The organism is Methylotenera sp. L2L1, assembly GCF_000744605.1.
Lineage (GTDB): Bacteria > Pseudomonadota > Gammaproteobacteria > Burkholderiales > Methylophilaceae > Methylotenera.
On record NZ_JQMG01000001.1, the window covers coordinates 1,171,477 to 1,185,147 of the forward strand.

Below are 13,671 nucleotides of genomic sequence, written 5' to 3' on the forward strand. Positions count from 1 at the left end.
GTCAGTGCCCTTCGTGCCCAGTTACCGGTGCAGGAGTGGTTTCCGCAGGTTCCGGCAAACTGCTTGAATGTGAACTGTGCTCGCCAAAGCTCCCTAGTGCGGCTTTAAGATTGCTTTCAGCATCAATCAGGAAATTGGCGCGAACTACCACGTTCTCACCTTCACTTAATCCTTCAGCCACCTCAACATAACCATCGCTACGCATACCAAGCTTGACCTCACGTGGCTCATACAGCCCTTCTGTGAGTTGAACCAGCACAACCTGACGTATACCACTGTCGATCACAGCCGAATCCGGAACCGCCAATACGCTGGCATCATGACCTGACATCAGTTGAATGCTGGCATACATATCAGGTTTTAGAATTCCGTCTGGGTTAGCCAGCACTATCCGTACTTTGGCAGTGCGGGTCTCAGAGGTGACTGTTGGATAGATGTAATCAATCTTGCCTTTGAGCTCCTTACCTGGATAGGCATTGACAGTAATGTTCACCGTCTGGCCAACATGCACCAGAGCGATGTCCTGCTCGAACACATCGGCCAGCAGCCAGACTCTCGATAGATCTGCAATCTTGAACAGGAGTTCGCCCGGCATAAAGCGCATACCCTGCACAGCAGTTTTCTCCAATACCACGCCGTTTGCCGGCGAGTACATCGTAAGCGTACGTGTCGCTTTACCGTCCTTTTTCAAACGCTGTAATTGAGCATCTGAAATATCCCAGTTACGTAAACGTTTAAGCGCGCTGTCAGCCAGTTGACCAACACCAAGCAATGATTCCGAGGTGCCGTTACTCAATGACTGTCGGCCATTCCAGGCGATCAGGTATTCTTCCTGCGCAGATACCAGTTCCGGACTGTAAACTTCCATCAGTGGCTGCCCACGTTTTACCGGCTGCCCGGTTGAATTGACATAGAGTTTTTCAATGTATCCCTCAAATTTGGTGGTGACTGTTGAGAAACGCTGTTCGTTAAATTGGAACTGCCCCACCGCACGCACCGTATTGACCATTTTTCGCGATAGCACTGGCTCAGTTTTTACGCCAAGCTTCTGTACCTTGTCGGTACTGATCTTGACCTGGTTATTAGAAACTTCCTCATCTGCATACACTGGGGTGTAATCCATACCCATAGAGTCCTGCTTAGGCACTGGAGATGTATCCGGCAATCCCATAGGATTTCGGTAATAGAGTATCTTCCGTTCAGCCGGTGCTGTAATAGCCGCAGGCATTTCTACTGACGGGTGGCTAACCTGCTGCAATCCCCACCAGTAGCCGCCACTTACAGCCGCAGCAACAACAGCTAGCGCCAGTGCAATCCATATTCCAAAGCGCTTCATAAATCTTCCCCAATCATTCTTTCAATCTCTGCAAGGCGGACTTCCTGTTCAACCCGCATCTTTATCTGGCCTTGTCGCGCAAGCCTGATTGCCTTTTGTGCATCCAGCAGCGTTGCAAAGTCCACTTTACCGTTTTCGTAACCTGCCAATGCCGAGCGGAAGGTCAACTCTGCTTGCGGGAGTAATGTGTAAGTAATAAGGCGCCCTTGTTTTTCTGCTGCCTCGAAAGCGACCAGGTTTTCCTGAAGTTCGCCTATCACCTGATTCTCTACTCCGCTACGACGTTCCTTGGCTGCATCTAGCATAGCGGCAGCCTCACTTTCCTGGGACCTGCGCGTATCAAAGCGGATAGGAATATTGACCTCTACCATCGCCTCCCAGCTACTGATATTGCTACCACGTTGAGTAGGCGCAATGCCTAGCGTTAGATCTGGGTAACGATTCTTTTCTATCAATCGCTTGTTAGCATCTGCCGCTGATATTTGTGCTGATTGTGTAGCAAGTAGTGGGTTATTTCGTACCACCTTTTGTTGCAAGGCCACTGTATCCAGCTTTTCTAGCGGCAGACGACGCAACTCTGGTAACGCAGAAAGAGGCGCACCTTGTGTCCGCCCCAGTATCGCGTTAAGACGCGCCTTAGCCTGTTGCTGATCGGTCTCCAGGCTGATAATCTCGGACTGTAAGGTGGTCTTCTCAACTTGAGCGCGAATTGCATCTTGCTGCGGCACTAAACCACTGGCATAGCGAACGCGAGTGACCGATTCAAGATCGCCTAGCAAGGTTAAGATATCCTCGTTAAGCTTCTTGAGGCCAACAGTCTGAAAATACTGGGCATAAGCGTTTTTGATTCGGGCGTGGGTTTCGGCAACACCGATGAGCCTGCGTCCTTTAAACTGCTCAAGCTGTGCAGTAGCCACTTCCCTACGCAAGTCCCGCTTTCCCCAAAGTGGAATGCTCTGCATTAGAGTGTATTTAGTTCCACTTCCTTTGCCAGGAAAAGGATTAAAACCATCAGGCGCATCACGCCCAGCAAAATCCATAAATTCAACGCGCAGCAAAGGGTCAGGTAGAGCGCCTGCAGGTGCGATTCGCTCGCTTGCTGCATCCGTCTCATATCGCATTGCCGTAAGCTCAGGGTTATGTGTGTCTGCCCAGTTTAGTAATTCCTGTACATTGGCACCGATAGGGTTGCCGGAAGCGACGTCTTCCGCCCAGGAAAGGCCTGGCAACATCAGTACTGTCAAAGTCAGGGCGAACATTGTTTTTATATTATTTGTATTCATTTTCTTACCTGTGTTCATCGCAATGGCTAGCTCGTTTAGATGCGGCTAGCCCAGATTCCTTATTTAACTGGTTTGATTTTTGTAATCAATGGGCCACTACCGTCGACTTTAACGAACTCGAATTCAACCTGATCTCCGCTTTTTACTGTGTCCAGTAGAGCCTTGTCAGCAACGTTAAAAAACATGGTCATACTTGGCCATTTAAGCTCCGGAACAGGGTCATGCTTCAATTTAACTTTGCTTAAAGCACTGTCCACGGCAACCACTTCACCTTTTGCAGAATAACTCTTTTGATTATCTGCAGTCTGATGATGGGCATCGTTGGCGTAGACCGGTGCAGCAGCGGTACTTAATATCGCTACGAACATACAAATTAATAACTTTTTCATTTCATTTATCCTTTAATGTTTGATTGAATTTGGGCGGGACCTTGCCCGCCCGGTTCAACAATTAGTGCTTGTGTGCGTCGTCAGATCCTTTGGACATACAGTCCATTTCACCTGACCCTTTAGCCATGCCACCCATGTCCATCATCATGTGGTGCTCGTCCATCATCTGGCTCATCATTTCATCCATGAGTTTCTGATGCTCGCTGATCCACTCTTCATGTTCCTGCATAGTAATGCCTGACTTAGGTTTCATCGCCTGCATTTTTCCCATATTGTCATGCATCATTTTCATGTGTTCGCCCATCAGTTTTTTACGCTCATCGCCTTTGGCAGCCTCAGCTGCTTTAAGCTTCTGCTTGGCTTGCATAACTTTTTGAGTCATCTGCCTTTGAAATTCATCCTGTGCAGCAATCGCGGACACGGATAGAAAACTGATGCTGCAGACAGCAAGTGTTGCAATCATTTTGTAAATGGTTTGATTCTTCATGATAAATACTCCTGTGAATTTATAGTCACTGCAATTGCATAGAGATTGTTCAGCAGTCGCTCGGGTATGTATATAGGCGTCAAAAGTCATACGCTAGAGCTCGAACGGATTTAAAACCACCGCCGGGAATACGCGCCGAAGAAGTAGAAGTGTGTTGAGTACGATCAAGTACTCAGATAAGCATCTGAGTTCAAGAGCCGTTTAAAACAAGACGACCTTCGGCACTATGCGAAGGTTTGTCTGGGGGGATGGAACAGTGAGGGTGGAACTGCATCCGGAACTTCAGTGATTTCAGTGGAGTACATAGGTAATGCACCACTAAATTCCAGAGGGGTGTTAAATGGAATAATTGCTTGAGCTACGCTTAGATGACAAGGCAGACATTTGTCACATGTTACATTTTCAGCTGGCTTTGCACTGTCATGGTGATCACAGTGAGACATATCATCCATATTGCTCATGTCAGCAACAACCGTCAATTGGTGAGGGTCGTGCATCTGACAATTAGGCATAGCTACTGCTGCCATGCCTTCTACAGGGAGACATATCAGCATAATGAATAACGTAATGAATTTAATTATTTTTGTCTTCACCAAATAACTTTACGCTTAAAAAAAGCACTTTGCAATCGCCAGAACGTTAATCGGTATATTAAAGCATAAAAACTATGTATATTCGTCCCTTAATTAACTGATTCACAGTGTAGTTGGAATTGCTGAACTTCCGCTTTGCAGATATTAGCAGTCATTTAAGTAATTAAATATCCAGATTTAGTATCTTTAAATTTGAGCGTAAATACAGAAAAATGAAAGTTACTGTGTTATAGCCTATAAACCTCTAGCACCAACAACAGAAAGCACTAATCACAACGAGTTTTTATAAATATTAAGTGATCGGTTTATAATGAATTGTATTAATTTGATAGTTAAGGGGCTTGCAGATGACAACAAAATCAGAGATGAAAATTCGTATCGACGAATTGCAAACACTTGCTATTGAAACGTTTGGCTCTGAAGCTATGGCTAATGCATGGCTCAATAAAGAAAATTTTGTTTTAGGTGCGACCCCAATATTAATAGCTGAAACTGATTCTGGGCTTATGGAGGTTAAGAAAATTTTAAGCGCGATAAGTTATGGTGGGGTTGTATAGCTGTCAGAGATGAAAAAACCAGATACTTTACACCGTATTTATCGACTCTTAAGGACGGTTGCGAAACGTAGAATTGGCAATCTCTGGCAGTTATACATCTGATTTTTATTGCATTAAAGCTGTAGCCTCATTCAATTTGTAAATGTATTAGGTTTCAACAGATGTATATAGGTGGAGAAATTTGCGCTTACAGAATTTCTTTCATTCTGATATACTAATTTTTAATGATTAAATTCTTTCTAAAATTCTTGATCTTAGTTTTCCTCATGGAATCTACATGGGCAGTAGCAGCACAATACTGTTCCCATGAACTTGGATTGAAGGCTTCCCATTTAGGACACCATTCAAAACAGGTGAATGGCAAAAAGACTCAAGCTGAAATATCCACTATTGGTACAGCTGACCAGTCACAACCTGATGCAGACAATGATTGTGCTTATTGTCATCTGGGCGCAATGAAATCTATGGTCTCAATCTTGTCACTACCATCTGTAGTGGCAGAGCGTCCGTCCCTGACTACTATAAGTTATTCTTATCCAGACGTAACTCCGCGTCATCCTGAACGACCCAATTGGCATTCCGCTGTTTAATTCAGCGGGACGTCATAGTCATACCTCGTAATTTATCTAGCGTTAAGATTAAGTCACTTCGTCTCGCTGAATTCATCCGTTTATTTTGGAGAATTCAATGCGTACCTTTTATATATTTACCATTTTTCTTGTTGCTCTTTCATCAGTATCAAAGGCTAATGAGAGCGCTCTAAGTTCGGGCCTTATAGAGCCTACAGGCATGGTCACACTTACTGACGTGCTCAACATTGCATTAAGTGCCAATCCAGAGCTTGCCGTCGCTTTGCGTGAACGTGAGGCAGTAGATGGCATAAGGGTGCAAGCTGCCACAAGACTTAATCCGTCAATATCAACCTCTGTTCAAGATACACGTCGCGAGAATCGTCAGATTTATCTGCAGCTCAATCAAGAAATTGAGTTGGGCAATAAACGTGAAGCGAGAATGGACGCTGCCGATGCGACTTATAAAAAAGCTAACGCAGAACTAGATAGCAAGAAGGCAGAAATACATGCCAATGTAGTTAGCGCATTTTATGAACTACTGGCAGCACAAGAACGATTGAAATTATCCCAATCATCCCTTGAGGTCGCAAATCAAGCGTTAGACGCATCAGCAAAACGTGTTAAAGCGGGTAAAAGCTCACCGGTTGAAGAGACCAAATCAAAAATTGCTCAATCCAGTGCAAAGATAGAACTTAGTCAGGCGACTAGCCAATTGAATAGCGCACGTAAGCGCTTGAGTGCCTTATGGGGCAGTTCTAACCCGGTATATGAGTATGCTAAAGGGGATGTAGAAAACATTCCTGCAATCGCTAGCTTAAATGATTTATCAAGCGCACTGGAAAATGCACCGGCAATCACTATTGCAAAGCTGGAAATCAACGCACGCGATGGTATCACTAAAGTTGAGCGTAGTAAGGCTACACCGAATATCACGCTTAGCGCAGGGGTTGTAAACAATCAGGAACTTGGCGGAATCAATCAAGCGTTGCTAGGATTGAGTGTTCCAATTCCGGTGTTCGATCGTAATCAGGGTCATGTCCAGGAAGCAGTCAGCCGCCAATATAAAGCCCAAGATGAGTTGGTGGCTTTGAAAGCGCAATTAGAAGCTAATCTCGCTTTTCAATATGAGCGCTTGAATGCAGCGCGACAAACTTCCGAATCCATCCGTAGCGAAATACTGCCAGGTTCGCAAAGTGCCTTTGACGCTGCCACAAAAGGATTTCAGGCAGGTAAATTTAATTTTCTGGATGTGCTGGATGCGCAAAGAACATGGTTCCAAGCTAAATCGCAATACATTCAATCATTGATTGATGCACACCAGGCAGTCGCGGAAATCGAACGTATTTTAGGTGATGGAGTAATCCATCATCAGGCTCAGGAGTAAACAATGCAAAAGAATAAACAAACAACCGCCATTATTGCGGTGATCATCGTAGGGCTTATTTTAGCGGTACTGATATTGAACACCGAAAAGCCCAAACCTACTGATGAGGAACATGAGCATACTGGTGAGGTTATGTCCGGTGAAAATACTTCCGAAGCTGCACCACATGATGACCATGAGCATGCGGCACAAGCGCAGGAAATATTGAAAGGGCCGCATGGCGGCAAGCTCTTCACAAAAGACGGCTATGGTTTGGAAGTCACTATCTATGAACAAAATGTTGCGCCTGAATTCCGGATATATACCTATCAGAATGGCAAACCACTAGACCCTGAAACTTCAGATGTTTCTATTGAGCTGCAACGCTTGGGTAGCAAAGCTCAGCTATTCAACTTTGTTAGAGAAAATGACTATCTCAAAGGAAATGCGACCGTAGAAGAGCCTCACTCTTTTGAAGCTAAGGTTACAGCCAAACATGACAACAAAACCTTTCAATTTGCTTACGACCAAGTAGAAGGCCGAGTCCAGATGACAGACAAGCAACTCACTTTGAATAGTATTGAAGTGCTAACCGCTGGCCCAGCCAGCATTAAATCGGTCCTGAATTTGCAAGGTGAGATCAAACTGAATGCCGATAAAAGCGTGCATGTCGTGTCGCGCGTGGGCGGCATTGTGGAATCAGTCACTGTAAATGCAGGTGACAAGGTCAAAAAAGGCCAGGTGTTAGCGAGCTTATCCAGTCAGGAGATTGCTGACCTGCGTAGCGATTTATTGGCTGCACAAAAGCGGGTTGGCTTAGCTAAGTCCACTTATGTCCGAGAAAAACAACTGTGGGAAGAAAAGATTTCCGCCCAACAAGATTATTTAAAGGCCGAGCATGATTTACGTGAGGCAGAAATCAACGCTCAACGCATACACCAAAAGCTTTATGCACTTGGTGCTTCCGGAAGCAACAAAGGCTTAACACAGTATCAAATCCGCTCTCCGATTGATGGGGTTGTGACCAATAAAAAAATCAGCCAAGGCCAAGTAGTGGGTGAAGTTGATAGCTTGTATGAGATATCAGACTTATCCACTGTATGGGCAGAAATGACGATTTACGCCAAAGATATTGGCACAGTAAAAGTCGGACAAAAAGTGACCATTAGGGCGACTGCTTTTGAAGCTGAAACGACCGGAACTATTTCTTATGTAGGTGCATTAGTGGGTGAGCAATCTCGCACGGCCATGGCACGAGTTGTTATCAATAATGCTAATCAAACGTGGCTACCTGGCCTACCCGTCAACATTGAGCTTGTTTCGGATGAAGTAAAAGTGCCTTTAGCGGTATCCGTAGAAGGTATACAAACCTTACGTGATTGGTCGGTTGTGTTTGGTCGTTACGGTGAATACTTTGAAGCCAGACCTTTAACTTTAGGCCGCCGTGATGACAAATACGTCGAAGTATTATCAGGCATTCAGGTCGGTGATCGCTATGCTGCGGGTAACAGCTTCTTGATTAAAGCGGATATCGGTAAAGCAGGAGCAAGTCATGACCATTGATGCTTTCCAATGCTTACTGAAGGAGCGGGCTCATGTTTGAACGACTGATTAAGTTTTCCATCGATCAGCGCTGGCTGATGATGCTCATCGCTTTAGGCATTTCCATTGCCGGTGTCTTGAGTTACCAGAACTTGCCGATTGATGCAGTACCGGACATTACCAATATCCAAGTGCAGATCAATACGGCGGCCCCTGGCTATGCACCTTTAGAAACCGAGCAGAGGATTACTTACCCAATTGAAACGGTCATGGCTGGAATGCCTAGGCTTGAAGAGACGCGCTCTATCTCACGTTATGGCCTGTCGCAAGTGACTGTGGTGTTTAAAGAAGGTACCGACATTTATTTTGCACGCCAACTTGTAAATGAACGGATTCAGCAAGCCAAAGAAAACTTACCTACCGGCATAGTTCCGCAGATGGGGCCGACATCCACGGGGTTGGGTGAGATATTCATGTGGACCGTGGAATCCAAAGAAGGCGCGCTGAAAGTCGATGGGACGCCATACACGCCTATGGATTTGCGCGAGATTCAGGACTGGATCATCAAACCACAATTACGCAATGTGCCAGGTGTTAACGAAATCAATACTGTTGGTGGTTACGTCAAACAATACCAAGTGGCGCCATACACCGATCGCTTGGTCGCGAGAGGTCTGTTTTTAACCAACTTAGTTGCTGCACTGGAAAATAACAATGCAAATATGGGCGCGGGCTACATCGAAAAGTCCGGTGAACAATACCTGATCCGTGTGCCTGGGCAAGTCAGCAATATTGAGGACATCAGCAATATCGTAGTAGATACTCAAGCAGGTGTGCCGGTGCGCATTAAAGACGTGGCCGATGTGTTGGTAAGCGCTGAGCCTCGCAACGGGGCAGCAACTGAAAACGGTCATGAAGTGGTATTAGGAACGGTGTTCATGCTGACTGGTGAAAACAGTCGTGCCGTATCAGCCGCGGTAGAAGAGCGTCTTCAGGAAATCAATAAAACACTGCCCGCCGGAATCACTGCCAAGACCGTTTATGACCGGACTATTTTGATCGATAAAGCCATCAATACGGTTAAGACCAATCTGCTTGAAGGTGCCTTATTAGTCATTGCCGTGCTCTTTGTGTTCTTGGGGAACGTACGGGCTGCGATTATCACCATGCTCGTGATCCCTTTGGCGATGCTTTTCACATTCACGGGGATGGCAGCCGGTAAAGTCAGTGCCAATCTCATGAGCTTAGGCGCTTTAGACTTTGGCATCATCATTGATGGTGCAGTCGTGATTGTAGAGAATTGCATGCGCCGTTTAGCCCATGCGCAAAGTAAATTAGGAAGACCACTCACGCAGGCAGAACGGTTTGCGGAGGTATTTACTGCGGCCCAAGAAGCCAGGAAACCTTTGATCTATGGCCAGCTTATTATTATGGCCGTATATCTACCAATCTTTGCCCTAACAGGTGTTGAGGGCAAGATGTTCCATCCTATGGCGTTCACTGTAGTTATTGCGTTAATTGGCGCGATGATCTTGTCAGTCACCTTCATTCCAGCCGCGGTTGCATTATTCATCACCGGCAAGGTGGAAGAGAAAGAGCAAACCTTTATTGCTTGGACTAAAAGGCATTATTTACCAATATTGCGTTGGACTATGTTCAATAAAGCACTTGTTATGACGCTGGTAGTGGTGTCTGTAGTCTTGAGTGGTTTGCTTGCCAGTCGCTTGGGCAGCGAATTCATACCGAGTCTGAATGAGGGTGATATAGCCTTACATGCGTTGCGCATTCCTGGTACCAGCTTGACCCAGGCTGTGGAGATGCAAAAGGAATTAGAACATACGGTTAAAGGCTTCCCCCAGGTAGACAATATATTCTCTAAAATTGGACTAGCTGAAATTGCTACTGACCCTATGCCACCTAGCGTTGCTGATAATTACATCATGCTCAAGCCAAGATCAGAATGGCCTGATCCTGATTTAAGTAAAAATGATCTTATTGAGCAGATGCAGGAAGCGGTAGCGCATGTACCTGGTAATAACTATGAGTTCACTCAGCCTATCCAAATGCGCTTCAATGAACTTATTTCAGGCGTACGCAGTGATGTTGCCGTAAAAGTATTTGGTGATGACATGGAAGTGATGAATAGCACGGCTGAAGACATCTCCCAAGTGCTTGCTTCAATAGAAGGCGGTGAAGATATCAAGGTTGAACAGACTACTGGGCTGCCTATACTCACGGTCAATATTGATCGCCAAAAAATCGCCAGATTGGGGGTCAATGTCGCAGATGTGCAGGAAGCGGTTGAAATCGGCATGAATGGCCGTGAGACAGGAACTTTGTTTGAGGGAGACAAGCGCTTCGATATTGTAGTCCGCCTGCCTGAAGCAACTAGAGTGGATATTGAAGCCTTCAAGCGACTACCCATCAAAGTTGCAAGCGATCAGGCCAAACCGGTGTATCTGCAGTTAGGCGAAGTGGCGAGCATCGATGTTGCACCTGGCGCCAATCAATTCAGCCGCGAGAACGGTAAGCGCAATGTCGTCATTACCGCCAACGTACGTGACCGTGATATTGGCTCATATGTCGCAGAGGCTAGACAGCGTATTGAGCAAGAAGTCAAAATACCGTCAGGGTATTGGGTGAGTTGGGGCGGTACTTTCGAGCAATTGCAATCTGCCACCAATCGCCTGAAAATCGTAGTACCGCTAGCTTTGCTATTGGTATTCGTCTTGCTATACGCCATGTTCAATAACTTCAAAGATGGGCTTATCGTATTTACAGGCATACCTTTCGCACTGACGGGTGGAGTATTAATGCTTTGGCTTCGTGATATTCCACTATCCATATCTGCCGGCGTAGGCTTCATTGCATTATCTGGAGTGGCTGTCTTAAATGGTTTGGTGATGATCAGCTTTATCCGGCAATTGCTGGCAGAGGGTAAGGCATTGGATATTGCAATTGAAGAAGGCAGTTTAAGCCGTCTTAGACCTATTTTGATTACAGCCTTAGTAGCATCGCTAGGTTTTATCCCAATGGCGATTGCAACAGGTACGGGCGCTGAGGTGCAGCGGCCTTTAGCGACAGTGGTGATTGGTGGAATCTGGTCCTCTACATTACTGACATTGCTTGTGCTACCGTTGTTTTATCGTTGGATACATCAACAAAGTAAACCATTTTGGAGTGGTAAATATGGCTAAAGATTGCTGTGATAGTGGTTGCAGTACTAATCAACTGATTACCCCGAGATATCGCAAAATACTTTGGATAGCATTGATCATTAATCTTGCGATGTTCGTAGTAGAAATAGTAAGTGGTTGGAATGCCAACTCGGTATCGTTATTGGCAGACGCAATCGATTTCTTTGGTGATGCTATGAATTATGGTATTTCATTAGCAGTGTTGTCCATGAGCTTGATGTGGCGTGCGCGTGCCGCGTTATTCAAAGGCTTTACTATGGGCGCATTTGGAATATTTGTATTGGCGAGCGCTGTATGGTCTTATATGAATGGACAAGTACCAGAACCTTACACCATGGGTGCTATTGGACTGCTCGCACTTATCGCCAATGTCAGCGTGGCAGTAATGTTATATGCCTATCGGGAAGGTGATGCGAACATGCGATCCGTTTGGTTATGTAGCCGAAACGATGCCATCGGCAATGTGGCAGTCATGATTGCAGCATTGGGAGTATTCGGCAGCGGAAGTGCATGGCCAGATTTATTAGTAGCAGCTATTATGGCAAGCTTGGGATTGTCAGCTGCAGTACAAGTTATTAAAAAAGCTATGAGTGAAATATTGACTAATAAATAGTCCGTATGGACTGAAATTATAGCAAGCCCATGGACCTAGTTAAAGGATAGGACCTATTCTTTGAGTGTCCGATATGGGCCGTGAGAAGACTATTAATTAATCTTAAAGCTTCGTAATAACTAAAAAAGCCTGAGTTTGTCAGGTTTTTAGTTGCAACAAATTGGATCTTTAGCTGCACCTTATTGGGTCACATACATTAATTTTATGTTGTTGAGCGGTATGCTTCAAATGGCTAAATTTGAAAAATAAATAGTGGCAAACATGAAATAATTCTAGGTGCCTCTTTTCACTAGAATACTCACTCGATATACAATGCATAGATAAAGAATATGAAACAACAGTCTTTATTTCAGTATTTAAATTTTGATAATAATTACAGATAACTATATTTTAAATATAACAATGTATACGTAAATTACCCTAGAATGCCATCCCATATTTAATTAATAAGTCAGTCATTAGTGAAAATAAATGAATCAATACAGTTTTAATAAGTTACAAAAAAGAATCCGCCGAGAGTCTGGTAAGGCAATAATCGATTTCAATATGATTGAGGATGGAGACTTGGTTATGGTATGTGTCTCCGGAGGTGCTGATAGTTACACTATGCTTGATACACTTATGTATTTTTCTAAAATTGCCCCTATCAATTTTAAAGTAGTAGCTGTGAATTTAGATCAGAAACAACCTGGATTCCCAGAAGACGTTTTACCGACTTACCTAAAAAGTATCGGAGTAGATTTCAAAATAGTAGAGCAAGATACATACAGCGTCGTAAAAGAAAAAATACCAGAAGGTAAAACTACATGCTCATTGTGCTCTAGATTACGGAGGGGCATTCTTTATAAAACAGCTAAAGAGTTAGGCGCCACTAAAATAGCACTCGGACATCATAGAGATGATATTTTACAAACGCTACTACTAAATTTGTTTTATGGAGGTAGTTTAAAAGCGATGCCACCCAAATTGCGATCTGATGACGGAGAAAACGTTGTAATAAGGCCGTTAGCTTATTGTGCTGAAAAAGATATAAAGAAATACTCTGAGATGATGAGTTTTCCAATAATTCCTTGCAATCTTTGTGGCTCTCAACCTAATTTACAAAGACAGGTAATGAGAGAGCTTTTAAATAAATGGAATAAAGAAAACCCAGGTAGAGTGGAAAGCATGTTTAGAGCAGTATGCAACGTAGCACCCTCACACTTACTTGATAGAGGTATGTTTGATTTTTCTACCTTCACTTCTAAATCTAAACTAGCGTACGACACAGATATGGTTGAAAAAGAAGATTTCAAAACAATTAACTTTGTAGACTAGCCAGTTTGGTTTCTAGTATTGTCTGGTAAAGTGTCATTCAACAAATGGCTACCTTTTTCAATAAGAGAAACGTTGTATATAAGTTGAGTGTGTCTAAGCAATAGTGCTTCATATTTTGTTGCCAACTCAATTATCTCAGATTTCATACTTTGAATAATTTGGTCATAGTCATTGATAGATTTCGGGCTGTTTTTGAGTCCATTACGATTTTCTTTTATACGCCTTTTTGCTTCGTCAAATGAGATTTGAATGTTCTGATTTTTTGATAGTGATTGGCGCGACCAGGTTGACTCACCACGTTTAAGGTTCGTTTCCAAATGTTCTCTTAAGTTCTCCCAAGTTAGAATTTTGCTACTTGACCACTTACGCAATATTTGAAGTATTTCCTTTTCATCTTTCGGGGAAATTTTCTTAACACCCAT

Annotated in this window: 12 protein-coding genes; 6 read left to right on the plus strand and 6 right to left on the minus strand. The window is 44.1% G+C overall.

Annotated elements, in window-relative coordinates; genetic code table 11:
- Position 1: 1 nt before the first annotated feature.
- The 5 genes from FG24_RS05475 to FG24_RS05495 form a co-directional block, all read right to left on the minus strand.
- A complete protein-coding gene (locus tag FG24_RS05475) occupies positions 2-1,336 on the minus strand; it encodes an efflux RND transporter periplasmic adaptor subunit (protein ID WP_019896649.1) in 1,335 nt (444 codons plus the stop codon).
- Positions 1,333-2,619 carry a TolC family protein gene (locus FG24_RS05480; protein ID WP_235189721.1) on the minus strand — a complete coding sequence of 429 codons (1,287 nt, stop codon included), beginning with the start codon at positions 2,617-2,619 and terminating at the stop codon, positions 1,333-1,335. The genes FG24_RS05475 and FG24_RS05480 overlap by 4 nt, the downstream gene beginning before the upstream one ends.
- A 59-nt stretch (positions 2,620-2,678) precedes the next feature.
- On the minus strand, positions 2,679-3,008 hold the full coding sequence (locus tag FG24_RS05485; RefSeq protein WP_036301820.1) for a copper-binding protein: 330 nt from the start codon (positions 3,006-3,008) through the stop codon (positions 2,679-2,681).
- Positions 3,009-3,069: 61 nt separating this feature from the next.
- On the minus strand, positions 3,070-3,495 hold the full coding sequence (locus tag FG24_RS05490; protein WP_036301822.1) for a hypothetical protein: 426 nt from the start codon (positions 3,493-3,495) through the stop codon (positions 3,070-3,072).
- A gap of 224 nt (positions 3,496-3,719) precedes the next feature.
- Positions 3,720-4,088, minus strand: a complete 369-nt coding sequence (locus tag FG24_RS05495) for a hypothetical protein (protein ID WP_152553393.1) — start codon at positions 4,086-4,088, stop codon at positions 3,720-3,722.
- 347 nt (positions 4,089-4,435) lie between these two features.
- On the opposite strand from FG24_RS05495, the gene FG24_RS05500 reads away from it, so the two are divergent.
- The 6 genes from FG24_RS05500 (at position 4,436) to ttcA (ending at position 13,249) form a co-directional block, all read left to right on the plus strand.
- Complete coding sequence (locus FG24_RS05500; RefSeq protein ID WP_036301826.1) at positions 4,436-4,645, plus strand: MbcA/ParS/Xre antitoxin family protein; 210 nt, start codon at positions 4,436-4,438, stop codon at positions 4,643-4,645.
- A 789-nt stretch (positions 4,646-5,434) separates the two neighbouring features.
- Positions 5,435-6,601, plus strand: a complete 1,167-nt coding sequence (locus tag FG24_RS05505) for a TolC family protein (protein WP_235189722.1) — start codon at positions 5,435-5,437, stop codon at positions 6,599-6,601.
- A 3-nt stretch (positions 6,602-6,604) separates the two neighbouring features.
- Positions 6,605-8,143, plus strand: coding sequence for an efflux RND transporter periplasmic adaptor subunit (locus FG24_RS05510; protein WP_036301830.1), 1,539 nt, complete (start codon positions 6,605-6,607; stop codon positions 8,141-8,143).
- Positions 8,144-8,175: 32 nt separating this feature from the next.
- Positions 8,176-11,319, plus strand: coding sequence for an efflux RND transporter permease subunit (locus FG24_RS05515; protein ID WP_036301832.1), 3,144 nt, complete (start codon positions 8,176-8,178; stop codon positions 11,317-11,319).
- Entirely contained in the window at positions 11,312-11,932 is a 621-nt protein-coding gene (locus FG24_RS05520; protein WP_036301834.1) for a cation transporter, read from the plus strand. The genes FG24_RS05515 and FG24_RS05520 overlap by 8 nt, the downstream gene beginning before the upstream one ends.
- Before the next feature lie 471 nt (positions 11,933-12,403).
- On the plus strand, positions 12,404-13,249 hold the full coding sequence (gene ttcA, locus FG24_RS05525; protein ID WP_036301837.1) for a tRNA 2-thiocytidine(32) synthetase TtcA: 846 nt from the start codon (positions 12,404-12,406) through the stop codon (positions 13,247-13,249).
- Here ttcA and FG24_RS05530 read toward each other — a convergent pair.
- Positions 13,246-13,671 carry a hypothetical protein gene (locus tag FG24_RS05530; protein WP_036301838.1) on the minus strand — a complete coding sequence of 142 codons (426 nt, stop codon included), beginning with the start codon at positions 13,669-13,671 and terminating at the stop codon, positions 13,246-13,248. The two genes, ttcA and FG24_RS05530, sit on opposite strands and share 4 nt — an antisense overlap.